Genomic DNA, 24,723 nt, shown 5'->3' with positions numbered 1-24,723 from the left:
TCATGAGCGAGCTTTTCATCGACGGCGAATGGGCCGCCGGCACAGGACCCGCATTCGCGTCGCACAACCCGGGCACGGGCGCGGCGGTATGGGAAGGCAACAGCGCCTCGGCGGACGACGTCGACCGTGCGGTGCGCAGCGCGCGCCGCGCCTTCGCCGCGTGGTCGGCGTTGAGCCTCGACGAGCGTTGCGGCGTGTTGCGCCGCTTCGCCGCGCTCGTGACGGAGCGCAAGGAAGCGCTGGCTGAAGCGATTGGCCGCGAAACCGGCAAGCCGTTGTGGGAAGCGCGCACCGAAGCGGCTTCGATGGCGGCCAAGGTCGAGATCTCGATTCAGGCTTATAACGAGCGCACCGGTGAAAAGAGATCGGCGATGGCGGATGGCACAGCCGTGCTCCGGCATCGTCCGCATGGCGTGGTGGCGGTGTTCGGTCCGTACAATTTCCCTGGTCACTTGCCGAACGGACATATCGTGCCGGCGCTGATCGCGGGCAATGCGGTCGTATTCAAACCGTCGGAACTCGCGCCCGGCGTGGCCGCGCTCACCGTGCAGATCTGGCGCGATGCCGGTTTGCCTTCGGGTGTGCTGAACCTCGTGCAAGGCGAGAAGGACACCGGCATTGCGCTGGCGAATCACCGGCAGATCGACGGGCTGTTCTTCACGGGTAGTTCGGATACCGGAACATTGCTGCACAAGCAATTCGGCGGCCGCCCGGAAATCGTACTGGCGCTCGAAATGGGCGGCAACAATCCGCTCGTGATCGGACCGGTGACCGATGTCGATGCCGCCGTGCATCACACGATTCAGTCGGCGTTTCTCTCGGCGGGGCAGCGCTGCACGTGCGCGCGGCGTATTTTCGTACCGAACGACGCGGGCGGTGATCGCTTCATGGAGCGCTTCACCGAAGTCACGTCGCGCATCACAGTCGGTGAATACAACGCGGATCCGCAGCCGTTCATGGGCGCGGTGATTTCGGCGCGTGCCGCGTCGCGACTTGTCGCCGCGCAAGAACGCCTGCTGGCCGACGGCGCCAAGGCAGTGCTCAAGATGGAGCAGCGCGATCCGAAACTCGGCTTCGTCACACCCGCGATTCTCGACGTGACGAATGTCAAGAATCTGCCGGACGAAGAACACTTCGGTCCTTTGGCGCAAATCATCCGCTACGGCAGCTTCAACGAAGCGCTGGAGCAAGCCAACGACACCGAATTCGGCCTCTCCGCCGGCCTGCTTGCCGACGACGAAGCGCTCTGGACGCACTTCCAGCGCACCATCCGCGCCGGCATCGTCAACTGGAACCGGCCGACCAACGGCGCATCGTCGGGCGCGCCTTTCGGCGGCCCGGGCCGCTCGGGCAATCACCGGCCGAGCGCATATTACGCCGCCGACTACTGCGCGTTCCCGATGGCGTCCGTCGAAAGCGCGCAACTGCACATGCCCGCGAGCGTCTCGCCGGGCCTTCAATTCTAAGGATCGACGATGCAAGCCACTGAAGCCAATTTCGACGGCCTGGTCGGCCCGACCCACAACTACGCGGGGCTCTCGTTCGGCAACGTCGCGTCGCAGAACAACGAGAAGTCGATTGCGAATCCCAAGGCAGCGGCGCGCCAGGGCCTGCGCAAGATGAAGCAATTGGCCGATCTCGGCTTTCACCAGGGCGTGTTGCCGCCGCAGGAGCGTCCGTCGATGCGTCTGTTGCGCGAGCTGGGTTTCTCCGGCGACGACGCGACCGTAATCGCGCGGGTGGCGAGAGACGCGCCCGAGTTGCTGGCCGCCGCGAGTTCGGCGTCGGCGATGTGGACCGCGAATGCGGCGACCGTGAGCCCATCCGCCGACACGCATGACGGCCGCGTGCATTTTACGCCGGCCAATCTGTGCAGCAAGCTGCATCGCGCGATCGAACACGAGTCGACGCGCCGCACGTTGCGCGCGATTTTCAACGACGCCGACCGCTTCGTGGTGCACGAGGCGCTGCCCGGCACGCCCGCGCTCGGCGACGAAGGCGCGGCGAATCACACGCGCTTCTGCGCGGAATATGCGGCACGTGGCGTCGAATTCTTCGTGTATGGCCGCAGCGAGTATCGTCGCGGACCGGAGCCGAAGCGCTTCCCGGCGCGTCAAACCTTCGAGGCGAGCCGCGCGGTCGCGCATCGTCATGGCCTCGCCGAAGCGGCGACGGTGTACGCGCAGCAGAATCCCGACGTGATCGACGCGGGCGTGTTCCATAACGACGTGATCGCGGTCGGCAATCGCAATACGCTGTTCTGTCATCAACTGGCGTTCGTCGAACAGAACGCGGTGTACGACGAATTGCGCTCGAAGCTCACCGGGCTGAAAGCGGACTTCAACGTGATCGAGGTGCCGGACGCGCAGGTGAGCGTGGCCGACGCCGTCACCTCGTATCTGTTCAACAGCCAGTTGCTGACGCGCCCGGACGGCAAGCAGGTGCTGGTGGTGCCGCAGGAATGCCGCGAGAATCCGCGCGTGGCCGCGTATCTGGACGATCTGGCATCGCACGCAGGTCCGATCGACGACGTGCTGGTGTTCGATCTGCGCGAAAGCATGAAGAACGGCGGCGGCCCGGCGTGTCTGCGTCTGCGTGTCGTCCTCGACGACGCGGAGCGCGCGGCGGTGACGCAAGGCGTGTGGATCAACGACACGTTGTTCGGCCGACTGGATACGTGGATCGAAAAACATTATCGTGACCGCCTCGCGCCGGCCGATCTGACCGACCCGCAATTGCTCGCCGAATCGCGCACCGCGCTCGACGAACTTACGCAGATTCTCGGTTTGGGTTCGCTGTATGACTTCCAGCGCTGAGCGCGACATGCCGGTGCCGCTGCTCGACGATTTCCTCGCCTACACGCTGGCGGGCACGCGACCGGCCGCGACTGAAGCGCGGGGTACGTGTACCGGCGGCGTGCGCTGGTCGTGGCTGGACGACGGCGTACTGTTGATGGAGCCCGCGGCGCAGGACGAGAGCGTGCGCAGCGTGCTCGTCTCCGCCGGCGTGCATGGCGACGAGACCGCGCCGATCGAACTGCTGGGTTTCCTTGTGCGTGACATCGCACAAGGCACCGCCGCGCTGACCTGCCGCCTGCTGGTGATTCTCGGCAACGTCGACGCCATGCGCGACGCGTGCCGTTATCGCGACGACGATCTGAACCGCCTCTTCAGCGGCCGTCATCTGCAAGTGCCGCAGAGTTACGAAGCACCGCGTGCCGCCGCGCTCGAACAGGCGGCGACGCAGTTCTTCGCGGCAGCATCGAGTGAGCCGGGCGCGCGCTGGCATATCGACATGCACACGGCGATCCGCGCGTCCGCCTTCGAACAGTTCGCGTTGCTGCCGCATACCGGCAAGCCGTTTTCGCGCGCCATGTTCGAATGGCTCGGCGAAGCGCGTATCAGCGCGGTGCTGTTGCACACCACGAAGGGCAATACGTATTCGCATTTCACCGCGCAGGCATGCGGCGCCGAAGCGTGCACGCTGGAGCTCGGCAAGGTGCGTCCGTTCGGTCAGAACGATCTGACGCGTTTCGCCGGCGCCGACCACGCGGTGCGTCATCTGCTGGCCGGCATGCGCGGCGAGGTTCGTGCGGACCTGCCGCGCGCTTTCACGGTGATCGATCAGATCACCAAGCAAAGCGACGCGTTCGAAATGCTGGTCGCCGCCGATGTCGCGAATTTCACGCCGTTCGCGAAAGGCACCGTGCTTGCCCGCGACGGCGATTACCGCTATGTCGTGCAGCACGACGAGGAACGGCTCGTGTTTCCGAACGCGACGGTTAAGCCCGGTTTGCGCGCCGGTTTGATGGTCGTCGAGACGACAGAGGACACGCTCTCGAAGCTCGTGTAGTTCACGACTATGCAAGACCCGAACGTTGCGCGGCAGCGCGCGCAACGTTTCTCACTCGCGTGGCCGGTTAAGCCGCGTTCGCGCGGATCAAACCTTCCGCCACCATCGCTTGCCGCACCTTCGGCCGTGCCGCAACGCGCTCCAGATACGCCTCCAGCTTCGGATAAGCGCCGAGCTCGATCGACAGCATGCGCGCCCAGCTCAGCACGGTGAACGCATACGCATCGGCGGCGGAGAACTGTCCCGTCAGATAGTCGCGTGCCGCGAGCACCTTTTCGAGTTCGCTAAAACGGGTGGCGAGTTTGGCGCGGCATTCGGCCTTCGTCGATTCGGCCGTCTCCTGATGCCAGAGCCACGGGCTGAACGTCTTGTGCAATTCCGTGCTGATATACGTGAGCCAGCCGAGTGCTTCGAGCCGCTGTGGGGAACCCGCACGCGGCAGCAAATCCGACTCGGGCGCAAGATCCGCGACGTATTGCAATAGGGCGGCGCCTTCGGTGTGGCGCGAACCGTCGGCGAATTCGAGCAGGGGCACATAGCCGCGCGGCGAAATCGCGTAATAGTCGTCGCCGTTGGCGAGCTTGTGCGTTTGCAGATTGACCTTGATGCCTTCGAAGTCGAGGTCCGCTTCGCGCAGTGCAATGTGAACCGCCAACGAACAGGCGCCCGGCGAGTAATAGAGTTTCATGTTTTCACCACCATAGATGAGGTTCAAGTCCGGCAGGTGCCGGTGGCGAAGCTCGTCGGCCGACAAGTCCATGTGGTAAAAGTAGCCCGAATCGCATTCCGGATAAACAGGCGGCTTGCCAAACCATGCGTGCAAAAACGCAATACGAACTGACTTCGGCGGATACGCAGACCATTCTCGCGCTGGTGCGCGCCGGCACGCTGGCGGAAGCCGCGCAGCGTCTGGGTATCGACGCCTCGACCATCTTTCGCTCGGTGCAGCGGATCGAACGCGGGCTGGGGCAGCGTCTGTTCGAGCGCTCGCGCAGCGGTTATCGCGCCACGCCGCTCGGCGCGCAATTGGCGCGTCACGCCGAGCGCATCGAAAGCGAACTTGCGGCGGCGCGCTCTACGGTGCAGGCCAGCAGCGACCGCGTGTCCGGCAGCGTTCATGTGACGACCACCGATACCGTGCTCTACGGTCTGCTGTTGCCCGCGCTGCATGATTTCGTGGCGCTGCATCCGGCGTTGTCGTTCGAGCTGACGGCGACCAACAGTCTCGCGAGTCTCACCAAGCGCGACGCCGATATCGCCGTGCGTGCGACGCGCCGCGCGCCCGATCATCTGGTCGGCAAGCACGTGGGTCCGCTGCGTATCGCGGTATTCGCCGCGAAAAGCAGCGGCATTCATGCGAGCGACGTCGATGCGCTGGCGCGTTGCGACTGGGCGGCCCCGGACGCCTCGCTCGGCGATCACCCTTCGGTGCTATGGCGCAAGCGTCATTGCCCGGCAGTCGAGCCGCGCTACAAGACCAACAGCGTGATGGCGGTGTTCGAACTCGTGGTGCGCGGTTTTGGCGTCGGCATCTTTCCGACCTTTCTCGCGCGCGGCCGCGACGATCTCGCGCAATTGACGCCGCCGCTCGACGAAGCCGAGTCGCAGGTGTGGGTGCTCGCGCATCCGGAGTCGCGTCATTTGCCGCATGTGGCTGCCGTCTATACGCATCTGTCGCAGCAGCTTAGCGGCGACTTTGCAGCGGGCGACGGCGCACGCTAAGGCGTTCCGCTTTGCCTGAACGCGACAGCTATTTACACCTTTACACGTGAGCCCGAAGCGCGTGCCCACCGGCGAGCCACGCGGCGCGCCCGCAGGCGCGGCAAACACAGCCTGTACAATCGCGGCCTCGCGGCTGTTGCGCTGCACCACACCGGCCGCATGAGTTTGAATCGCAATTTTGGCGCGGCAATCATGCTTGCCCGGATTCGGCTCCGTCTTATTCAATACCGTAGAGGAACACCCGTAATGAAGATGAATTGGCGAAACATGGCTGCGCTCGCGCTGTTCGCAGCGGCGTCGGCCACGGCCGGCACCGCGGCGGCGGCGGATATCAAGGAAGTGCATTTCGGCGTCGAGGCGTCGTATGCGCCGTTCGAATCGAAGTCGCCTTCGGGCGAGTTGCAGGGTTTCGACATCGACGTCGGCAATGCCGTGTGCGCGAAGCTGAAGGCCAAATGCGTGTGGGTCGAGAACTCGTTCGACGGTCTGATCCCTGCCTTGCAGGCGCGCAAGTTCAACGCCATCAACTCGGACATGACGATCACGGATCAGCGCCGTCAGGCGGTCGATTTCACGGATCCGATCTACACCATCCCGAATCAGATGATCGCGAAGAAGGGCAGCGGTCTGCTGCCGACGCCGGCGTCGCTCAAGGGTAAGCATGTCGGCGTGCTGCAAGGCACGATTCAGGAAACTTACGCAAAAGCGCGTTGGGCGCCGGCTGGCGTCGACGTCGTGCCGTATCAGACGCAGGATCAGATTTACGCCGACCTCGCTTCGGGGCGTCTGGACGCTGCCTTCCAGGACGCGGAAGCCGCGTCGAAGGGCTTCCTGAAGAAGCCGCAAGGCGCGGGCTTCGAGTTCGCCGGTCCGGCCGTCAGCGATGAGAAGCTGCTCGGCGCGGGCGTAGGCTTCGGCGTTCGCAAGGGCGACAAGGCCTTGAAGGACGCGCTGAACCAGGCGCTCAAGGAACTGAAGGCGGACGGCACGATCGACCGTTTCGCAGCGAAGTACTTCGACGTGAAGGTGGTGTTGAAGTAACGCGCGGAAGTGACGCGCGTCTTACGTCTTACGCCTTACGCGATTCGTCGTAGCTGATGCAAACGGCCGCTGATAGCGGCCGTTTGCATTCGAGCGGCGCGCGAGGCGAGTGCTATCCGGTCAACGCACGTTCGCTTCCGGCTGATCGAGATAATCGAATACTACTTCGCCGAGACCGAGCGTCAGATCGGCAAGCAGATGGCGCGCCTCGACAATCTCCAGCACCGGCAACTCCGCGACCGGCGCGAGCGCGTGATGCGCCAGTTCGAGCGCGGCCGGGCCGGTCCACGCGCCTTTCAGATCGATGTCCTGCAGGTAGTAGCGCACCAGTTCGCAGATGCGCGGCGTGCCGTCCACATGCGGAATCACCTTGAGCAAAAAGTTCGGCGTTTCGAGGCGCTTTTTCTGCTGCGCCAGATCGAGCTGCCGATGCTTGTAGCCCATCGTACCGGTGGCGATGCGTACCGGACCGTAGTCGAGCGTGCCGACGAGCGTGTCGGTATGAACCGCGAGCACCGGGTTCGCGAGCTTCTTCGGAAAGCCCCACAGCTCGCGGCCGCCGGCGATGGGCGGATGGTCGTCCAGATACATGGCCAGCGTGTAGCCACCCGCCACGCCCTTGTACGACACCGGGATCACCTGGCCGCTTTCCGTGTAGTCGCCGAAACCCGTCGAGTCCGGCATGCGGATGAACTCGTAGTGCACTAGCGGCTCGCCGATCTCGAGCGGCTCGGGCACCACGGCGCGCAGTTTGTCCGGATCGGTGCGGTAGGTGATGATCAGAAATTCGCGATCGATGAACCGGTACGGGCCCATGGGGAATGCCGGGTTCGTGATCGGCATGGCGAAGGCATTTGACAGCACGCTTTTGACGTCCATGTTTTTCCTTGGTGGTTAAACGCGATTGGACCGCTTTTGCACTGCACAAGAGTATCGTCGATTCCGCGTTGCCTTGCGCTCAGACTGCTCTCCAATTATTTCCAGATATTGCTTCACGGACGTGTCCGCGCATGGCGGCCTGCGCTAAAATCGGCGAGCGCACCGCAGACGTTACGGCTTCACGCGAAGGCCGGGCGCTGACGGCGCAGCGAAAACCAAAATACAGCAGTAGGCGCCGGGGCGGCGCTTAGCGGGGGAGTGCAATGACCACCATCGCAATCGAGAATCCGGGCCACACGGGTGCAGCGGACGATGCGCAATTGAATGCCAGCTTCGCGCGGCAGCCTATTCTGAACCGCGACGGCATGCTCTGCGGCTACGAGATCAAGGTGCGCGCACCGGAATGTGCCGCGGAGACTGCGGACGCCGCGCATGCCGCCGGCCATGAGAACAGCGAGGCAGACGCGTCGTCGCAGCGCGCGCCCGATCCGGCGCAACGCGTGGCGCGAGCCATCCTTCACGGCCTGCTTCAGGGCAATGTGCGCGGCGCGCTGACCGGGCATCCGGCCTATGTCGACGTCAGCCGCCAAATGCTTTTCGACGACGCGATCCTGCGGCTGCCCGCCGAGCGCTTCATGCTCGAATTGGCGCCCACCATCGAGATCGACGATGCGCTGGTGGCGCGCATCGTCCAGTTGCATGGGCGGCGCTATCGCTTTGTGCTCGACGAGGTGAGCCAGCCCAACGAAGCCTTCGCCAAACTGTTGCCCTACGCCGAAGTCGTCAAGATCGATTTCATGCACGCGCCGCGCGCGCTGCTGCCGAAACTGGCGAGCGTGCTCAAGTCGGCGGGCAAGCTGCTGGTCGCCTCGGGCATCGACGCCCAGGCCGATTTCGAAACGGCGCATGGACTCGGCTTCGATCGCTTTCAGGGTTATTTCTTCGCGCGAGCGCAGACCTCGGCGACGCGCCGTGTCAGCGCGCCCCGCCATGCATTGCTGAACCTGCTGCAACTCCTTTCGGGCGATCCGACCGTCGCGCAACTCGAAGCCGAACTCAAGCTGAACCCGGTGCTGGTGATGCACCTGATGAAGCTCGCCAATTCGAGCGGCCTCGCGGTCGGCCACAAGGTCACGACGCTGCGCGAAGCGATCAACGCGACCGGCACCAACCGCATCGCGCGCTGGACGCAGCTGCTGCTCTACGCCGACGGCCGCAAGGTCGCCCTCGAAGACGATCCCTTGCTGCAACTTGCCGCGACCCGCGCGCGCTTCATGGAACTGGCGATCGAGCGCCTGCCCGAAGCCGGCCGCGACGAAGCCGATGCGGCGTTCCTGACCGGCGTATTTTCATTCGTCGACGCGGTGTTCGGCGGCTCGCTCGAAAGCACCTTGAACCTGCTGACGTTGTCGCGTCCGATCCAGGCGGGCATCCTGAGTCGGCAGGGCGTGCTGGGCTTGCTGCTGAGCGCGGTCGAAGCGCTCGAACGTGGCGCGTGGGATGAGATCGGCACGCTGTGCGAACGCCTGCAGCCGTTGACGGTGGAGGAGGTCGCGGAACTGGGTCTGGCGGCCGGCGCGTGGGCCGGTGTCGCGGACCGCAGCGCGGAAGGGCTGGAAAGAATCGAGGATTGAGATCAGCGCTTCAGCCGGAGACCGCGGCATGCGAGGCATGGCGGTTCCGGCGGAACTGAATCAGGTGCAACCTGGCGTCGGGCAAACACAGAACAGGGGAGAGTGAAGCGGAGTGATCAACGATCACGCCAGGTCTTCACATCGTCTCCATTTCCCGCATCTGCCCCAGGCCGAAAAAACGGCCTAACTCCTTGGCCAGCTCATTCAACACGCTCATCTCTTTCTGTGAGATGCGCCTTGGCTCCTGACTATGCGACCAGTCGCCGTAGAGGAGCGCCACGGTCGTGTCGCTTTCATCGACGACTGGCAGCAGCACGAAGGCGCGGGCGTCGTCGAAGGAGCGGCGAAACCATTCGGGCAGCCGCGCGACCATCTTCGGATCGCGCGCATTCTCGATGAAGATGCCCACCGAGTTCGCGATCGCCAGATGAAACACGTCGGGCTCGAAAGCGGTGTTGAAGGTCAGCTTTGGCAACGCCGCGTCGATCTTCGGTCCGAGACCGAGGCGCGCCTTGAAGGTGCCGTTGCTGTGCTTGACGAACACCACCGTGCGCGCGAAGCCCAGGCCGGCGAGCAGTGTTTCCGCGGCCAGCGCCAGTGCCGGCGCTAACGGGCTGCCTTCCGGCAGGCCGCGCAGATCTTGCACGCCCACCGCGATGCGCGCCTCGGGGCTGAGCGCCTCGCGCGCGATCGCGTCCGCGTTGGCGCGCAGCTCGACGATTTCGCGCATCACGCCGTCGCCGCCTTCTTCGCGGGCAAGCGCCACGCTCATCTGGAGCAGCACTTCGGGATCGGTGTTCAGCGCGCCGCTATATTCCTGCGCCAGTTCGGCGATGCGTTCCTCGCGCTCCCAGTCCGGCATGTTCTGCTGGGTAAGCACATCGGCGACCGCCGTGGAGTAATTGGTGATGGCGCGCAGCCATTGCACCTGGCGCGGCTGCGTGACGTCTTGCGGATCGAACTCGCCCATGCCGGAGCGGATCATGTCGGGCAGGCGCCAGCGCACGGCGGCTTCGGCGCCGATTTCGTCGAAGGTGACGCCGAGCACCAGCACGCAGGCATCGGCTTCGAGCGCGCCGTCGTCGATATGGCGGCGAATCTGATCCCATTCGGCGTCGAGATAGAACACCACCAGCAGCTTGCCGATCTGCCGCATCAGCGTGCAGACCACGGCTTCCTCGCCGGCGCGCAGATCGCCGCGCTCGGTCAGCTTGCGCGCGACGCAGCCCGACAGCAGCGTGCGGTTCAGTTCGAGTTTCGCGTCGATGCGGCGCGGTGCGCTGTGATGGAAGTGATCGACTATTTTCAGACCGACCACCAGATGGCCGACCGCGTCCATGCCGAGCACCATCAGCGCGCGCGACACGGTGGTGATGTTGCCGCCGAACGCCATGTACATGGCCGAGTTGGCAAGCCGCAACACCTTTTGCGTGAGCGCGAAGTCGGACAGCACCACCTGCACGAGGCCGGTGAAGTCGAGATCGTCATTGTTCATCGCCGCCATGGTGGAGCGCAGCGACTGCGACAGCATGGGGAAATCGCCGCGCTCGCTCATTCGCGTCCAGAGCCGGTCGAGCACCGCCGCCTTTACCATGTGAGTCCCGCCAAAGCCATACATGTTCCAATGAGTGCCACGCCGGCCAGAGGCCGGCTTGTTCCGCTGCATGATTCACGACATGAGCGCCTTGCCTGCATGGCTAGGCGCTGTGCAAATGAAGCGTGCGCGTTTCGAAACGCTGCGCGAGTTCGTCGGAGGGCAGCGCCTTGCAGACGAGCCACCCCTGGATATGATCGCATCCCATCTCGGTGAGCAGGGCGCGCTGCGCTTCCGTTTCGACGCCCTCGGCCACCAGCTCGAGATCCAGTGTCTGGGCGAGGCCCACGACGGCGCTCACGATTGCCTGATCGTTCCGGGAGGTTAGCAGATTCTCGACAAAACTCCTGTCGATCTTGAGCTTGGCCAGCGGGAAGCGTTGCAGGTAAGCCAGGCTCGAATAACCGGTGCCGAAGTCGTCGACCGCGAAGCGGATGCCCATGGCGGTCAGGTCTTCAAGCAGGCCCTTGGCGTGCGCCGGGTCGTGCATCAGCAGGCTTTCGGTGATCTCGAACACGAGCCGGCGCGGATCGATGCCGGTCAACTCGATCGCCTCGCGCACGGAATCCTTGAAGCGCGGATCGCGGAACTGCTGCGGCGACACGTTCACGGCCACGTATTGCAGGGAGATGCCTTTCGCATCCCACTGGATCAACTGCATGCAGGCCACCTTCAACACCCAGTTGCCGAGGAAGTTGATCAGGCCGATCGACTCGGCAAGTGGGATGAACATGGACGGCGGCACCAGTCCGTGCACCGGATGCAACCAGCGGATCAGCGCTTCCACGCCGACCACGCCGTGCGTGCGGCTGCTCGTGATCGGCTGGAAGTGTAGCGAGAACTCGCCGTTGCGCACACCGTCGTAGAGGTCGGCCTCCAGCTTCAGGCGCTCGGCGTCGGCGGGGTTGTCGTCGGGGACGTAGAAGGCGAGCGTGTTGCCGCCGGCCGCCTTGGCCTGCAGGAGGGCGTGATCGGCCCAGCGCAGCAGATGGGTGTCGTGGCCGGCGGTGTCGTTGGCGTGGCGCACGTCCGGATAGAGCGCGATGCCGATGCTCGCCGACAGATGCACCTGCTGGCCGTTGAACACATACGGCTGCTGGATCGCGGTCAGGAGGCGCCGCGCCAGCGTTTCGGCGGCGGCCGCCGCGTCGGTGCGGCTGGCGGCGGGCTTCACGAGAATCGCGAACTCGTCGCTGGCCACGCGCGCCACGGTCTCGTTCGGGCTCGTCATGTTCAGGATGCGGCGCGAGGTGTCGCGCAGCATGTCGTCGCCGGCATCGTAGCCGAGCGCGCGGTTCACGCGCTGATAGTCGTCGAGGTCGAGCAGCAGCAGCGCGGCCGGTGTGCCGTGCGCGTCGGCTTGCTGCTGGGCGTCGAGGAGCGCGGGAATCAGCGCCGACTGGTTGGCCAGATTGGTCAGGCGGTCCAGATGCAGCGCCTGGGTCAAACGTTCCTCTGTGGCGCGCCACGCCGATACGTCGAAGCCGGCGATCGCATAGCCCGCGGTGCCGTCGTGGCTGCTGCGCACCACGCGCAGTTCGACCGTGATCGGATAAGTCAGCGACTTGATGAGGCTCAGCGTGGCCTTCTCGACGTTGCCCGAGACGGCGGCGCGCGTCAGCAGCGTGTCGAGGCGCGGCACGTCGGCCGGCGCCACGAGGTCGTGCAGCGTGATGGTCTCGAGATACTCGCGGTGATAGCCGATGAAGCGCAGGCTGGCTTCGGACACATAGATGAAGCGCAGTTCGTCGTCGACGTGCGCCAGCAGGTCGACGGCGCCGACCACCTGTTCCAGTTGCGCAGCGCGGCTTGCGGCCGCCTGCGGTTTGCCGTCCACGCGCCGGCCGAACGCACGAAGCCGGTCCATGACCGTGCGCAAGGAGCCCCGGCGGGGCGCGGTGATCCTGTTCGCTTCCATGTTTATCGCTGGCAACCTGTATTCGTCTGCAGGCGGGGCGGCTTGCTTGCCCGCCAATCAGGGCGGCAGGATGTATCAGGCCGCCCCATCAGAACGAGATAACGACCCTTGCGGCGAAATCTTTAGCGCCCGCGGCAAAAAACATCCGGTAAGGAAACGCTTGCACGGCTTGGCCGCGACCGGAGAACGATTCGGTTAAAGTGCGGCTGTGCGACGTCCGTTAATAGGACAAACGTGTTGTGCAGTACCGGCCGAGACGCCGTTGCTGCGTAGCTTACCGAATACTTCCCCCGATGCTCCATGTCTGAACGCCATCACGCCAAGGCCGCTGCCCGGCATAACGAGGTGCTCGACGCAGCCGCCGACGGCGCCGAATCGTGGCGCGCCTCGCAGTTCGTGTATCTGGGCCGTCAACCGATCCTGGATCGCGACGGCGCGCTCAACGCTTACGAATTGTTGTTTCGAGCCGGCGCGCATAACTACGCCGAAGTCACCGACGACGCTCAGGCGACCGCGCAGGTGGTGGCGCGCGCGATCGGCGGGATCGGCGTGCCGACCGTGCTGGGCCAGCATCGCGGGTTCGTCAATATCGACCGCGCGCTGCTCTTTAACGACATCGTCCATCTGATGCCGCCCGAGCGTTTCGTGCTCGAGATCCTCGAGACCGTGAAGTTCGACGCGCAGCTGGTGCGCCGTCTGGGCGAGTTGCGCCGCGCGGGTTTTCAGGTGGCGCTCGACGACGTCAGCGAACTGTCCGACGAGCTGAGCGGCGCGCTGCCGCATGCCGACATCGTCAAGATCGACTTTCTGCAGACCGACCGCGCCGTGCTGCCGAAGCTGGCGTCGCTGGTGCGTGGGCAGGGCAAGACGCTGATCGCCGAGAAGGTCGAAACGCGCGAGGATTTCGCGCTCGCGCGCGACCTCGGCTTCGATCTGTTCCAGGGCTACTTTTTCGCGCGGCCGCAGGTGCTGGCCGCGCCGCGCAACCGCTCGCCGCGGCCGGGGCTGCTGCGCCTCCTGGCGTTGCTGTCGCGCGATGCCGGCATCGTCGAACTCGAAGCGGAGCTCAAGCTGAACCCGAGCGTGGTGGTGCAGCTGCTGCGCCTCGTCAATTCGAGCGCGTTCGGGCTGGGGCGCAATATCGCGTCGTTGCGCGAGGCGATCATCGCCACCGGCACCCGGCAGATCGCGCGCTGGGCGCAACTGCTGCTCTACGCCGACAGCGGCGAGCTGCCGTGGCGCGCCGATCCGCTGGTGCAACTGGCGGGCACGCGTTCGCGATTCATGGAGCTGGCGGCCGCCTGGCTGCGTCCCGCCGACGACGATTTCGCCGATGCGGCCTTCATGACCGGGATTTTTTCGCTGATCCACGTGGTGCTCGGCAGCTCGCCGGGCGCGGCGCTGGAGAAACTCGGCCTCGCGCCGCAGATTCGAGAAGCGATCGTGTCGCGGCGCGGCGAGCTCGGCACCTTGCTGCGCCTCGCCGAGGCGGCGGGCGAAGGCCTCGACGCGGCATCGATCGCGCTGGGCCCCGATGCGCCGGCCGGCTTCGTGGCCTTTACGCCCGAGGTGCTGGCCGAGCTGAACCTGTCGGCCGCGGCCTGGTTCGGCGCGCATATCGAGGAAGCGATCGCCTGATGGGCGGCCGGCGCCGTCGCACGCTTTCGGTGTGCTTGCCGTGGCGGCGTTCACGGTAACGACTTCTGCATCCTTCAGGCTGGTTCTTACGTACCTTGTGAGTACGTGGTCCAATACCGAAGTTGGCCGGCGTTCTCCCGAACGCGGCGGCCTGGGCTTCATGGGACGAACCGCGTGCATCCACGCCTGGAGAAAAGCAGATGAAGAAGAAATTCATATCGGCCGCACTGGCCGCCGCCGTGTCGGTGGGATTCGCCATGCATTCGCTGACGGCCTCGGCCACCCTCAAGCCGGGCGATGCCGCGCCGGACTTCACCGCGCAAGCTTCGCTGGGCGGCAAGACTTATACGTATTCGCTGGCCGACGAGCTGAAGAAAGGTCCGGTGGTGGTGTATTTCTACCCGGCGGCCTTCACCAAGGGCTGCACGATCGAAGCCCATGAGTTCGCTGAAGCGGTCGACGAATACAAGAAGTATGGCGCGACGGTGATCGGCGTGTCGCACGACAACATCGACACGCTGACGAAGTTTTCGGTGAGCGAGTGCCGCAGCAAGTTCCCGGTCGCGGCCGATGCCGATTCGAAGGTGATCGGCGAGTACGACGCGGGCTTGCCGATGCATGCGTCGATGGCCAATCGCGTGTCCTATGTGATCGCGCCGGATGGCAAGATCATTTACGAGTACACGAGCCTCTCGCCGGAGAAGCATGTCGAGAATACGCTGAAGGCGGTGAAGGATTGGGCGGCGGCGCATAAGCAGCCGTAACGGCCGGGCTGGATGCCTGTGCATCTATCGCAATGGTTTTCTGGTCGTGCCTTGCGGTGCTCTTGCGGTGAGGCGGGGGCATCGCTCGTGCCAGGCTGACTATTTTCTTGTGAGCTCGCGATGCCGATTCTCGTTGCGTTGATTGCGCTGATCGCGCTGGGGTATGGCGCCGTGCAGGCATTTGATGCCTTGCAGGCGGCCTGGGGTCTGGCCGTGGCGGTGGGCGTTGCTGTGGCTGCGGGGTTGCTGGTGATCGGCGCGCTGGTTTATTGGCGGCGGCGCCGTAAGGAAGTCGCTGCCAATGTTCGTGATGGCGACTGGACTCACGAAGTCAAAGGGAGTTGGGGCGCGGTGCGGCTGGCCGCCGATAAACGGCTTTGTGAGATTCGGCTGGGTCAGCAGGAGGGGGCGTATATTTTCGCCGACCTGCTCGGGGCGGAGGTGCAGCGGCCCGGCGCGCAGTGGCAGGTGGTTTTGAAGGTCAAGGATCCCAGGCATAAGGTTTGGGTCTTGCCTATGCAGGATGAGCGGCAGGCCCGGCAGTGGGGGAGGGTTTTGGTGCTTGCTGTGGAGCAGAGGCTTTAGGGGTTTGGGGGCTTTGGGTTTTTGCGTACCCGCGCTCGTGTCGAATGTCCATTTGCTTATTCTGTAATCTTCCATTGCTCTGATTTGCCTCTTTCGTCGAGTTTCTTGATTCTTCTGCTCGTCAATTCAATCGAGGGAATCGGAATCGCCATGAATGCAAAGTAGAAGGGTAGTTCCCAGATCGCGCCTGGTTTGTCTATGGTTGCCTGCGGGTTCGGCGAATCCGCCAGATAAAGTACTGTCACCTTATCGCCGATCTTGTAGCCAGAAATCAGACCTTCTTGCGGGTATGAAACACGTCTGCCATTGCTGTTGATGAATTCGATCTGAGGGTGACTTCCACCCGCATTTAATGCCACTACGACACCGGGCGCTTTATTGGCGAGATCAAGAAAGTGCAGTGTTGAGTGTGTCGACACGATGAAACCAGAGATGCAGCCCAGCCATACGGCGGCGAAAAGAATGGCTTTCAATCGCCGCATTAGCTCTTTGTCAGCCATTTCGTAAATGTCCCTGGATTTTAGATTGCGCGCCGCGAGCAACGGTCAATACGCTCTGCGTCCAGAGAATCCCGCCGAAGTGGTGACGTAGCTGGACTGCGCGGCTATTCAGTGCGATCCGTGGATCGTCGCAAAGCCGTTCGCAACCGTCTTGCACGACAATCCATTCGATCATGCCCGGATTGACGCACCAGCGTTGTGACGAAATTTGACAGGTGCGCTTGTCGATTGGGTGAGCGTGATCCGCATTGAAAAAGATAACTCTCGCGCGTCCGCCTTAGTCGCGATTTGTGGTTCCGTTGAACGCAACGATCTGGCCGGGACGCGCGATATGTGAACGGCGTCCAGCGTAGGCTGGTCTGAAAAATCAAACTAATGGTGCGGAGGGCATATAAGAGAAGCAAGAGAAAGCGGCTCACACCGCTAATTCTTAAGCGGGTGCGCCGCGCAGTCGCGGTAGCGGTACATCTGGAATCCGTGCTCTCGCGCATTTGGCGTCAGTGATAAGGCAGTCATGCTTCCGGCGTCGCTGCGCGCGCCGTCGTGATTGTTCGAAAAAGCGGTGGTCCTTTTAGTGGGCTTCGGAGCCGATCTTGTGCATCTGCTCATTCACTTTTAATGGCGTTTGGCTGTAGACATCTTCCGTACCGCTGGTATTCCGATAGACCGTTGCGGCGAGCGCGGGGCGCGAGATGGGAGGTATGCCGGTCTGGTCGCGAATGCCGAAAGTGCCAGGGCATGGATTCCAGATGCGCCGCTACCGCAACTGCGCGGGGGGGCCGCTTAATGGTTAGCGGCGTGAGCCGTTGCCCATAATCGGCTTCCCGGCGCAGGCGCCGCTTTGCTTCGGGATGTCGACAGAGGGTTCGTCATCGCATGGATGCCAGTCGGTGACGGCCCGTTCGCACGACCTCAAACGCAACACCAGATCGCCGTGCGTCAAGCACGGGATCGTCTGCCAAGCCGCCATGCATAGCCTCTGCTGCGACGCGCCGGGCGTTCTCACCCCGTCGCATCAAGCTATCACGTCAATCATCTCGTTACCGCAATATCGGCTTGTGAGCCGGGCCCTCGACGCGCAGTTCGTTCCCGAACCGCCGCAGCGTCCGCCACAACGCGTGTAATTCTCCGTCGCAAGCGACCCACAGTCATATCGTCGGACGGCACTCGCACTGGTCCAGACGAGCTATGGGTCGGAACAGCGCATGAAGCTCCAATTGGACGATCAACATCATGGGCTAGCTCGCCCGCTTCCTGGTCTACGTCGCTGCGGCTGACGCACGCGCGGTTGACTCACCCGTCAGGTCACAAACCGGCAACCAGATTGAAATGGCTAGGCTATACTTGGTGCGATGAAAATCCTGCGGACACTATCCGTCTTGGTGCTGTGTGTCGTGCTTCCCCTGAGTGGTCTGGCAGCCAGCGGCGCGACTGGCGCGTGCCCGATGGAATCCGCCATGGCCGGCGACACCGCCGCCATGTCGGCTGATATGCCCGGCTGTGATTCGATGAGCGCTACGTCCAACGAACACGGCAAGTCGAAGGTATCGCTGTGCAAGGTGAGTGCTCAGTGTCAGATGGGTAGCCTCTATCACCCCGTTTCTTCGCCCTCCGTGACTCGACCCGCCGGGTCGTTTCTCCCCGTCCGCTTCCACTACACACAGTCGCTCTCCATCCGCGAGCCGGATGGTCTCTGGCGTCCGCCGCAGTCCCTCTAACTCCATCGTTCTGGTTCACCGCTTTTGCGCGGTGATGTCGTCCTGTTTCGGGACATGAGTTCGTGTGTCCGCTCGCGCGGCTATTCGCGGCTCGACCATTCGAGGTTAGAACATGCTTTCCATCATTGGCACGCCGGCATCCCGGCGCGCCTGGGCTCGCTCATGTGCCGTCCTTTTTGCATTCGGCCTGTTGGGTGGCCGCGCGGCGTACGCCCACGACACGGGCTTGACGCTCGACGATGCGCTGCAAATTGCAACCAGCCGCTCGTCCTCGATCCAGGCTGCGCAAGCCTCGATCCGGGGAAGTTCGGACGTGGTCATAAAAGCCGGGCAACTGCCCAATCCCACGCTGAATCTCAGTGTGCAGGACCTGCCCATCAATGGATCCAATGCCTTCACCATCGGGCAGGACAACTTCACGATGCGCGGCATCGGCATCCAGCAGGAATGGGTGTCCCCGGAAAAGCGCCGTCTGCAGACAACGCTGGCCGATCGTACTGTAGAGCGCGACAAATCGACGTACCTTGAAAAGGTGGTCGAGGTCCGTCAGCAAGCGGCCATGGCCTGGCTGAACGCCAGCTATGCAAAGAAGGCGGTCGCCTTGAGTCAGGCGCTGGTGGATCATCTGAGCCAGGAACTTGCGGCAAGGCAGGCGTCCTACCGTGGCGCAAAAGGCACGGCGGTCGATGTCGCGCAAGCCAACCTGACGCTCTGGAATGCGCGTGACGAACTGATCATTGCCCAGCAGGACGAGAAGACCGCGTTGATTACGCTATCGCGCTGGACAGGAGCAGGCTATGTGCAGGAAGTCGCCGGCACCCCGCCGGAACCTGAGTCACGAGTTTCCAGTTTAAGCCCCGAGCAACTTGCTCAGGTTCAGCCTTCATTGATCGCAGCCCGCGCCGCCGTCTCCCTCGCGGACGCCGACACAGAGGTTACCCGAAGCAACAGGAGTCCGAACTGGACTTGGGGGCTGACCTACTTCAAGAGCGGCGGAAGGTTCCCGGACTACCTATCGGTAGGGGTATCCATCCCCTTGCCGATCCACCAAGGGAACGTCGAAGACCGCGACGTCGAGCAAAAGTCCGAGATGGGTACGCATGCGCGGCTCACATACGAGGACACCGCACGGCAGGTCGTCGCGGATATCCAGAGTCTGACGGCAAGGCTCGCCGGTGGCCGGGAACGGCTGGCCAATGCAAGGCAAGCCGTTCTTCCCGCTGCTGAACAGAAAGTGCGACTGGCCAATGCCGCATACCAGGCGGGTGCCGGCACGCTCTCCGACGCGTTGGATGCGAGACATACACTGCTCGAGGCGGAACTTCAGGTGTTGAACCTTGAACGCGAAGTTTCCCTCGTCTGGGCGCAACTGGAATACCAGATTCTGCCGCCCGACATGACCTCCGGCCAGTAAAGAGAAAAACATGAATCAGAAACTGATCGTACGTGCCGTTGCGGCGGCATTCACTGCAGCCGTGCTGTTAGGTGTCGGCTATGTGACTGGAACCCGTCGTGCCGCAACAGATGCACCCATGACATCAGCCGCGACCGAGACCCCACCCGTAGCCGGAGTAGCTGGAGATAAGGTCGATCCTAAGACAGGTCGCAAAGTGCTCTATTGGCACGATCCGATGGTGCCGAAACAGCACTTCGACAAGCCCGGCAAATCGCCCTTCATGAACATGGAGCTTCAACCCGTATTCGCGGACGAAGGAGGTGCAGGCGGTATCAAGGTCGACGCGACGCTGCAACAGAATCTCGGCATCCGATACGCGACCGTGGTCCGGCGGGACGCGTCTGACAGTTTCGACGCGATCGGAACCACCCAGTTCGACGAGTCGATGGCCGATGTCGTCCAGTCGCGGGTGACGGGTTATATCGATCGACTGTACGCAAGCGCGCCGATGCAACGCGTCGCGAAGGGGGCGCCAATTGCGTCGTTCTTCGTGCCCGACTGGTTGGCGCCTCAGGAAGAGTACCTGGCGCTCAAACGCGCGGGTATGGATGCCGGCCTGCTTGCCGCCGCACATGCGCGCATGAAGGCGCTGTCGATTCCGGACGGGCTGATTGCCAGCCTCGAGCGGACTGGAAAAGCGCAGACCCATGTCACGCTATTCGCCCGGCAAGCCGGCGTGCTGACGGAACTCAATGTTCGCGATGGTGCGATGGTGTCGCCAGGACAAACGCTCGCCAAGGTCGCGGGTCTGTCGAAGCTGTGGCTGATCGTCGAGATACCCGAGTCGCTCGCGTTGCAGGCGCAGCCCGGCATGCTGGTCGATGCGACGTTCGCTGGCGACGCTTCGCACCACTTTAGCGGTCACATCCGCGAAATCCTGCCGGGCATCCGCCCGGACAGCCGGACGCTGCAGGCGCGCCTCGAAATCGACAACGCAGGCCTGAGGCTGACCCCCGGGATGCTGATGCGCGCACGCGTCAGTGGAGCGAAACCGGTCTCGCGGCTGCTTGTGCCGTCCGAAGCGGTCATCACGACCGGCAAGCGCTCGATCGTCATCGTCAGGAATAGCGACGGCCGGTTGCAGCCTGTCGAGGTCGCGCTCGGTCACGATAGCGGCGACAGCACCGAGGTGACGAACGGGTTGAACGAAGGCCAGCAGGTCGTCGCATCGGGCCAGTTCCTGATCGACTCGGAAGCAAGCCTGAAGTCCGCGCTGCCGAAACTCGAAGGCGGCGCGGCACCCGCGGCACCCGCGGCGCCGGCGCCGGCCTCGGCGGCTGCTTCGGCCTCCACGCCCGCTACCGCGCAAACCTGCGAAACGACAGGCAAGGTCGAAAAAATCACCAGCAGCGACATCACGTTCTCACATCAACCCGTACCGACGCTAGGCTGGGGGGCGATGACCATGACCTTCGGCAAGCCGTCTCCGACGGCCTTTCCGGACGTCAAGGCCGGCGAGTCCGTGCATTTCGTCTTCAGGCAGTCCAACGACGGCTACCAGTTGACGCAGGTCGAACCGGCCGGAGGCGCGAAATGATTGCACGCGTCATTCGCTGGTCGATTTACAACCGGTTCCTCGTGCTGCTTGCGACCGTGCTCGTCACCACATGGGGCGTTTATTCGCTGACCCAAACGCCGGTCGACGCACTGCCAGATCTGTCCGACACGCAGGTCATCATCAAGGCATCGTATCCCGGCAAGGCGCCGCAAGTCGTCGAAGACCAGGTGACGTATCCGCTCACGACGACACTGCTTGGAGTGCCGGGCGCCACCACCATCCGTGCCTATTCGTCGTTCGGGGACGCGTTCGTCTACGTGCTATTCGATGACAGGACGGACCCGTATTGGGCCCGCTCGCGTGTGCTCGAATACCTCAACCAGGCGCAGAGCCGGTTGCCGCAGGGCGCGACTGTCTCGCTCGGGCCCGATGCTACGGGCGTCGGCTGGGTCTACGAATATGCACTGGTCGACCGCACGGGCAAACATGACCTTGGCCAGCTGCGCGCCTTGAACGACTGGTTTCTGAAGTTCGAGCTGAAATCGGTACCGAACGTTTCGGAGGTCGCCAGCATCGGCGGCATGGTGCGGCAATACCAGGTCGTTCCGGATCCGGACAAGCTGCGCGCCTACGGCATCACCCAAGGTAGCGTCGCGGATGCCATCGGCAAGGCGAATCAGGAATCGAGTGGTTCCGTGGTCGAGCTGGCCGAGTCCGAGTACATGGTCCGGTCGTCGGGATATCTGCGCTCGCTCGACGATTTCCGCCACATCGTGCTGCGCACGAACGGCACTGGAACTCCCGTCTTGCTTGGCGATGTCGCGCGCGTTCAGATCGGACCTGAAATGCGCCGCGGCATCGCCGAACTGAACGGTGAAGGCGAAGTGACCGGCGGTGTGATCGTGATGCGCTCGGGAAAGAATGCGCTGACGACCATCGAAGCGGTCAAGGCCAAGCTCGCCGACCTGAAGCAGTCTCTGCCGCCGGGCGTCGAGATCGTGACCGCCTACGACCGCTCGCAGCTCATCGAGCATGCAGTCGACAACCTCACGGACAAGCTCGTCGAGGAGTTCATCGTCGTCCTCCTGGTTTGCGCGGTGTTCCTGTTCCACCTGCGTAGCGCGTTCGTTGCGATCCTGTCGCTGCCGCTTGGCGTGTTGACCGCATTTATCGTGATGCGTTATCAGGGCGTCAGCGCAAACCTGATGTCATTGGGCGGCATTGCGATCTCGATCGGCGCGATGATCGATGCAGCGATCGTGATGATCGAGAACGCCCACAAACATCTGGAGGCGTACGACCACAAGCGCCCCGATACGCCGATCACGACCGCCCAGCGATGGGAACTGATTGCGCAATCTGCGGCAGAGGTCGGTCCAGCACTGTTCTTTTCGCTGCTGATCATCACCTTGTCGTTCATTCCGGTGTTCTCGCTCGAAGGTCAGGAAGGGAAGCTGTTTGCGCCACTAACTTTCACCAAGACCTACACGATCGCCGCTGCCGCCGGGTTGTCTGTCACGCTCGTGCCGGTACTGATGGGCTACCTGATCCGCGGGCGGATTCCGCATGAGAATGCCAATCCGATCAACCGTGTGCTGATCAGACTGTACCGCCCGTTGCTCGCGGCAACGCTGCGCCGGCCGTGGGTGGCAATCGGGCTGGCAGTGCTGGCGCTCGCTGTCACGATGATTCCCGTGTCGCGGCTCGGGGGCGAATTCATGCCGCCGCTCGACGAAGGCGATCTGCTTTACATGCCGACCGCGTTGCCGGGTATCTCGGCAGATAAAGCCGCGGAACTGCTGCAGCAGACGGATCGCCTCATCAAGACGGTTCCGGAAGTGAAGACGGTGTTCGGCAAGTCGGGACGTGCCGACACCGCGACAGATCCCGCGCCATTCGAAATGTTCGAGACCACCGTCCAGCTCAAGCCGCGCAGCGAATGGCGGCCGGGCATGACGCCGGAGAAGCTGGTGGATGAACTGGACGCCAGGGTGAAGATTCCGGGGCTATCGAATGTCTGGGTGCCGCCAGTTCGCAATCGTCTGGACATGCTGTCGACCGGCATCAAGACGCCCGTTGGCGTGAAAATCTCCGGCGCGGACTTGGGGCAGATCGACCAGATCGCCACGCAGGTCGAGTTCGTCCTGAAGAACGTGCCGGGCGTCACATCGGCATTCGCGGAACGTCTGAATGGTGGTCACTATATCGACATCGACATCGACCGCCTTGCGGCTGCCCGCTTTGGCCTGTCGGTGACCGACATCCAGTCGGTCGTATCGACTGCCGTAGGTGGCGATAACGTCGGCGAGGTTATCGCGGGCCGCGAACGCTTTCCGATCAATAGTCGCTACCCACGGGAGATCCGGGACTCGGTCGACGACATACGGCAGTTGCCCCTTGTAACGGACCGTGGCGGGCAGATCACGCTTGGAGACGTCGCCACGATCAGGATCACCGACGGACCGCCGATGATCCGTAGCGAGAATGCACGCTTGTCGGGGTATGTCTACGTCGACATTCGCGATACCGACTTGCAATCGGCCGTGAAGGCCATGCAGATGGCTGTGGCGCGGCACATTGTATTGCCACCGGGATATTCGATCGCGTGGTCGGGTCAGTTCGAATATCTGGAGCGGGCGGTCGCGAAGCTGCGAACCGTGATTCCGGTCACGCTCATCGTCATTTTTGTGCTGCTGTTTCTGACATTTAACTCGGCGGCCGACGCGCTGCTGCTAATGTCGACTGTGCCCTTCGCGCTGGTTGGCGGCTTCTGGTTGATCTGGATCCTTGGGCACGCAGTGTCCGTTGCCACCGCGGTGGGATTCATCGCGTTGTCGGGGGTGGCGGCAGAGTTCGGGGTCGTGATGCTTTTGTACCTCAAAGGGGCGCTCAATCAGCGTCTCGCCAGAGGAGAGCCCTTTACTGAAGCGACCTTGGTCGACGCCATCCGCGAAGGCGCGGTTCTGCGGGTGAGACCCAAGGCGATGACGGTCGCGGTCGTCCTGGCGGGCCTCATTCCGATCATGCTGGGCCACGGCTCCGGCTCCGAAGTCATGCAGCGCATCGCTGCGCCGATGGTCGGCGGCATGGTGACCGCGCCGCTTCTGTCGATGCTCATCATTCCGGCCGCCTGGCTGTTGCTGCAACGCCGCCGCATCGCGCGCACGAAAGCAGATGCGCACGAATCGCTTCAACCTCACGTAGTACCCAATGGCACGCGTGTGCCGCAAACTCACTCAGGAGAAAACCCATGAAGAGATTGCTTACCCTGATAACTGTTTTCTGTGCCGGACTTACGCCTGCCGCTGCGTCGCTAGCGGCGGACAATATGGCCGGCGTGAAAATGAACGGCGGTGCCATGGATGCGGGGGCGCCGAGTAACACCGCGCTCACCGATGCGGTCGTCAAGAAGGTGGATCCGTCCACCGGCATGGTGACGCTGCAGCACGGCGAACTGAAGAACATCGGTATGTCGGCGATGACAATGGTCTATAAAGCCAAGGACGCGTCGATGGTCAAGCAGGCGAAGGAGGGCGAAAAGGTCAAGGTTCGCGTTGAAAATGTGGATGGCACGCTGACCATCGTGAAGCTCCTGAAACAGTAACGGCTCGCAGTTGCGCAGCGATGCGTCGGCACCTTGCCCTGCCGCCGACGCATTGCTGTGTCAGCGTTGACGCTAATCCGCTGCGTGATTGCGTCCGCTATGCGTCAACGGCCGCCAGAGCGTCGCTGATTGATGGTATCCGTCAGCCTGCAATGCGAGATGCCTATCTATTTTTTCTGTTTGACCAATTTTTACAGGCGTCTCATGTACGCCTACGAGGTGCCAATCTGATAATGAACGGGAGAATCTGGAGGCACAAAGGCAAATAACGGCGTCGCTAACGGTTCGACACGAGCGTCGTGCTGCATCTCAGGCTGCCG

20 protein-coding genes are annotated in these 24,723 nt (G+C 63.2%); 15 read left to right on the top strand and 5 right to left on the bottom strand.

Annotated elements, in window-relative coordinates:
- Positions 1–2: 2 nt before the first annotated feature.
- From astD to astE, 3 genes are read left to right on the top strand one after another with little or no spacing between them, the layout of a single operon-like run.
- Positions 3–1,466: a succinylglutamate-semialdehyde dehydrogenase gene (gene astD, locus ACFSNN_RS40605; RefSeq protein WP_134456452.1), complete on the top strand. Its 1,464-nt coding sequence runs from the start codon at positions 3–5 to the stop codon at positions 1,464–1,466.
- A gap of 9 nt (positions 1,467–1,475) precedes the next feature.
- On the top strand, positions 1,476–2,816 hold the full coding sequence (gene astB / locus ACFSNN_RS40600) for an N-succinylarginine dihydrolase (RefSeq protein WP_134456451.1): 1,341 nt from the start codon (positions 1,476–1,478) through the stop codon (positions 2,814–2,816).
- Positions 2,800–3,852 (top strand): succinylglutamate desuccinylase, encoded by a 1,053-nt coding sequence (astE, locus tag ACFSNN_RS40595; protein WP_244322750.1) that lies wholly within the window; start codon positions 2,800–2,802, stop codon positions 3,850–3,852. The genes astB and astE overlap by 17 nt, the downstream gene beginning before the upstream one ends.
- 67 nt (positions 3,853–3,919) lie before the next feature.
- Here astE and gstA read toward each other — a convergent pair whose 3' ends face one another.
- Positions 3,920–4,540: a glutathione transferase GstA gene (gene gstA / locus ACFSNN_RS40590; RefSeq protein ID WP_134456450.1), complete on the bottom strand. Its 621-nt coding sequence runs from the start codon at positions 4,538–4,540 to the stop codon at positions 3,920–3,922.
- Between the two features lie 125 nt (positions 4,541–4,665).
- On the opposite strand from gstA, the gene ACFSNN_RS40585 reads away from it, so the two are divergent.
- Both ACFSNN_RS40585 and ACFSNN_RS40580 read left to right on the top strand, forming a co-directional pair.
- Positions 4,666–5,574 carry a LysR family transcriptional regulator gene (locus tag ACFSNN_RS40585; RefSeq protein ID WP_134456449.1) on the top strand — a complete coding sequence of 303 codons (909 nt, stop codon included), beginning with the start codon at positions 4,666–4,668 and terminating at the stop codon, positions 5,572–5,574.
- Positions 5,575–5,820: 246 nt separating this feature from the next.
- A complete protein-coding gene (locus ACFSNN_RS40580) occupies positions 5,821–6,615 on the top strand; it encodes an ABC transporter substrate-binding protein (RefSeq protein WP_134456448.1) in 795 nt (264 codons plus the stop codon).
- Positions 6,616–6,735: 120 nt separating this feature from the next.
- On the opposite strand, the gene ACFSNN_RS40575 is transcribed toward ACFSNN_RS40580, so the two are convergent.
- Positions 6,736–7,494, bottom strand: coding sequence for an acetoacetate decarboxylase (locus ACFSNN_RS40575; RefSeq protein WP_134456447.1), 759 nt, complete (start codon positions 7,492–7,494; stop codon positions 6,736–6,738).
- A gap of 263 nt (positions 7,495–7,757) precedes the next feature.
- Here ACFSNN_RS40575 and ACFSNN_RS40570 point away from each other — a divergent pair, with 263 nt between their 5' ends.
- Entirely contained in the window at positions 7,758–9,128 is a 1,371-nt protein-coding gene (locus ACFSNN_RS40570) for an EAL and HDOD domain-containing protein (protein ID WP_134456446.1), read from the top strand.
- Positions 9,129–9,264: 136 nt separating this feature from the next.
- On the opposite strand, the gene ACFSNN_RS40565 is transcribed toward ACFSNN_RS40570, so the two are convergent.
- Together ACFSNN_RS40565 and ACFSNN_RS40560 are read right to left on the bottom strand one after the other, a co-directional pair.
- Positions 9,265–10,722, bottom strand: a complete 1,458-nt coding sequence (locus ACFSNN_RS40565) for an HDOD domain-containing protein (protein ID WP_134456445.1) — start codon at positions 10,720–10,722, stop codon at positions 9,265–9,267.
- Between the two features lie 103 nt (positions 10,723–10,825).
- Positions 10,826–12,640, bottom strand: a complete 1,815-nt coding sequence (locus ACFSNN_RS40560) for a putative bifunctional diguanylate cyclase/phosphodiesterase (RefSeq protein WP_134456444.1) — start codon at positions 12,638–12,640, stop codon at positions 10,826–10,828.
- Between ACFSNN_RS40560 and ACFSNN_RS40555 the strand changes: the two genes are divergently transcribed.
- The 4 genes from ACFSNN_RS40555 (at position 12,588) to ACFSNN_RS40540 (ending at position 15,627) form a co-directional block, all read left to right on the top strand.
- On the top strand, positions 12,588–12,839 hold the full coding sequence (locus ACFSNN_RS40555) for a hypothetical protein (protein WP_166799200.1): 252 nt from the start codon (positions 12,588–12,590) through the stop codon (positions 12,837–12,839). The two genes, ACFSNN_RS40560 and ACFSNN_RS40555, sit on opposite strands and share 53 nt — an antisense overlap.
- 101 nt (positions 12,840–12,940) lie before the next feature.
- On the top strand, positions 12,941–14,278 hold the full coding sequence (locus ACFSNN_RS40550; protein ID WP_134456443.1) for an EAL and HDOD domain-containing protein: 1,338 nt from the start codon (positions 12,941–12,943) through the stop codon (positions 14,276–14,278).
- 200 nt (positions 14,279–14,478) lie between these two features.
- Entirely contained in the window at positions 14,479–15,042 is a 564-nt protein-coding gene (locus ACFSNN_RS40545) for a peroxiredoxin (protein WP_134456442.1), read from the top strand.
- A 120-nt stretch (positions 15,043–15,162) separates the two neighbouring features.
- Positions 15,163–15,627 carry a hypothetical protein gene (locus ACFSNN_RS40540; RefSeq protein WP_377689408.1) on the top strand — a complete coding sequence of 155 codons (465 nt, stop codon included), beginning with the start codon at positions 15,163–15,165 and terminating at the stop codon, positions 15,625–15,627.
- Positions 15,628–15,683: 56 nt separating this feature from the next.
- Here ACFSNN_RS40540 and ACFSNN_RS40535 read toward each other — a convergent pair whose 3' ends face one another.
- Entirely contained in the window at positions 15,684–16,127 is a 444-nt protein-coding gene (locus tag ACFSNN_RS40535; RefSeq protein WP_134456441.1) for a DUF3592 domain-containing protein, read from the bottom strand.
- Between the two features lie 1,352 nt (positions 16,128–17,479).
- On the opposite strand from ACFSNN_RS40535, the gene ACFSNN_RS40530 reads away from it, so the two are divergent.
- From ACFSNN_RS40530 to ACFSNN_RS40510, 5 genes are all read left to right on the top strand, one after another.
- A complete protein-coding gene (locus ACFSNN_RS40530) occupies positions 17,480–17,845 on the top strand; it encodes a hypothetical protein (protein ID WP_134456440.1) in 366 nt (121 codons plus the stop codon).
- Positions 17,846–17,957: 112 nt separating this feature from the next.
- On the top strand, positions 17,958–19,259 hold the full coding sequence (locus ACFSNN_RS40525) for a TolC family protein (protein ID WP_134456439.1): 1,302 nt from the start codon (positions 17,958–17,960) through the stop codon (positions 19,257–19,259).
- 10 nt (positions 19,260–19,269) lie between these two features.
- Positions 19,270–20,838 (top strand): efflux RND transporter periplasmic adaptor subunit, encoded by a 1,569-nt coding sequence (locus ACFSNN_RS40520; RefSeq protein WP_134456438.1) that lies wholly within the window; start codon positions 19,270–19,272, stop codon positions 20,836–20,838.
- A complete protein-coding gene (locus tag ACFSNN_RS40515; protein ID WP_134456437.1) occupies positions 20,835–24,053 on the top strand; it encodes an efflux RND transporter permease subunit in 3,219 nt (1,072 codons plus the stop codon). The genes ACFSNN_RS40520 and ACFSNN_RS40515 overlap by 4 nt, the downstream gene beginning before the upstream one ends.
- Positions 24,054–24,127: 74 nt before the next feature.
- The gene (locus ACFSNN_RS40510) at positions 24,128–24,403 is read left to right on the top strand and encodes a copper-binding protein (protein WP_341868428.1); all 276 of its coding nucleotides are present in this window, start codon (positions 24,128–24,130) and stop codon (positions 24,401–24,403) included.
- The last annotated feature ends 320 nt before the right edge of the window (positions 24,404–24,723 follow it).

It is taken from the genome of Paraburkholderia dipogonis, assembly GCF_042680985.1.
GTDB lineage: Bacteria > Pseudomonadota > Gammaproteobacteria > Burkholderiales > Burkholderiaceae > Paraburkholderia > Paraburkholderia phytofirmans.
Note: the sequence above shows the minus strand (reverse complement) of the source record. Positions and strands in the feature narration are given on the sequence as shown.

Coding starts and splice junctions, on each gene's coding strand:
- astD (WP_134456452.1), top strand. CDS start 3: ATGAGCGAGCTTTTCATCGACGGCGAATGGGCCGCCGGCACAGGACCC.
- astB (WP_134456451.1), top strand. CDS start 1,476: ATGCAAGCCACTGAAGCCAATTTCGACGGCCTGGTCGGCCCGACCCAC.
- astE (WP_244322750.1), top strand. CDS start 2,800: ATGACTTCCAGCGCTGAGCGCGACATGCCGGTGCCGCTGCTCGACGAT.
- gstA (WP_134456450.1), bottom strand. CDS start 4,540: ATGAAACTCTATTACTCGCCGGGCGCCTGTTCGTTGGCGGTTCACATT.
- ACFSNN_RS40585 (WP_134456449.1), top strand. CDS start 4,666: ATGCGTGCAAAAACGCAATACGAACTGACTTCGGCGGATACGCAGACC.
- ACFSNN_RS40580 (WP_134456448.1), top strand. CDS start 5,821: ATGAAGATGAATTGGCGAAACATGGCTGCGCTCGCGCTGTTCGCAGCG.
- ACFSNN_RS40575 (WP_134456447.1), bottom strand. CDS start 7,494: ATGGACGTCAAAAGCGTGCTGTCAAATGCCTTCGCCATGCCGATCACG.
- ACFSNN_RS40570 (WP_134456446.1), top strand. CDS start 7,758: ATGACCACCATCGCAATCGAGAATCCGGGCCACACGGGTGCAGCGGAC.
- ACFSNN_RS40565 (WP_134456445.1), bottom strand. CDS start 10,722: ATGGTAAAGGCGGCGGTGCTCGACCGGCTCTGGACGCGAATGAGCGAG.
- ACFSNN_RS40555 (WP_166799200.1), top strand. CDS start 12,588: ATGACCGTGCGCAAGGAGCCCCGGCGGGGCGCGGTGATCCTGTTCGCT.
- ACFSNN_RS40560 (WP_134456444.1), bottom strand. CDS start 12,640: ATGGAAGCGAACAGGATCACCGCGCCCCGCCGGGGCTCCTTGCGCACG.
- ACFSNN_RS40550 (WP_134456443.1), top strand. CDS start 12,941: ATGTCTGAACGCCATCACGCCAAGGCCGCTGCCCGGCATAACGAGGTG.
- ACFSNN_RS40545 (WP_134456442.1), top strand. CDS start 14,479: ATGAAGAAGAAATTCATATCGGCCGCACTGGCCGCCGCCGTGTCGGTG.
- ACFSNN_RS40540 (WP_377689408.1), top strand. CDS start 15,163: ATGCCGATTCTCGTTGCGTTGATTGCGCTGATCGCGCTGGGGTATGGC.
- ACFSNN_RS40535 (WP_134456441.1), bottom strand. CDS start 16,127: ATGGCTGACAAAGAGCTAATGCGGCGATTGAAAGCCATTCTTTTCGCC.
- ACFSNN_RS40530 (WP_134456440.1), top strand. CDS start 17,480: ATGAAAATCCTGCGGACACTATCCGTCTTGGTGCTGTGTGTCGTGCTT.
- ACFSNN_RS40525 (WP_134456439.1), top strand. CDS start 17,958: ATGCTTTCCATCATTGGCACGCCGGCATCCCGGCGCGCCTGGGCTCGC.
- ACFSNN_RS40520 (WP_134456438.1), top strand. CDS start 19,270: ATGAATCAGAAACTGATCGTACGTGCCGTTGCGGCGGCATTCACTGCA.
- ACFSNN_RS40515 (WP_134456437.1), top strand. CDS start 20,835: ATGATTGCACGCGTCATTCGCTGGTCGATTTACAACCGGTTCCTCGTG.
- ACFSNN_RS40510 (WP_341868428.1), top strand. CDS start 24,128: ATGGCCGGCGTGAAAATGAACGGCGGTGCCATGGATGCGGGGGCGCCG.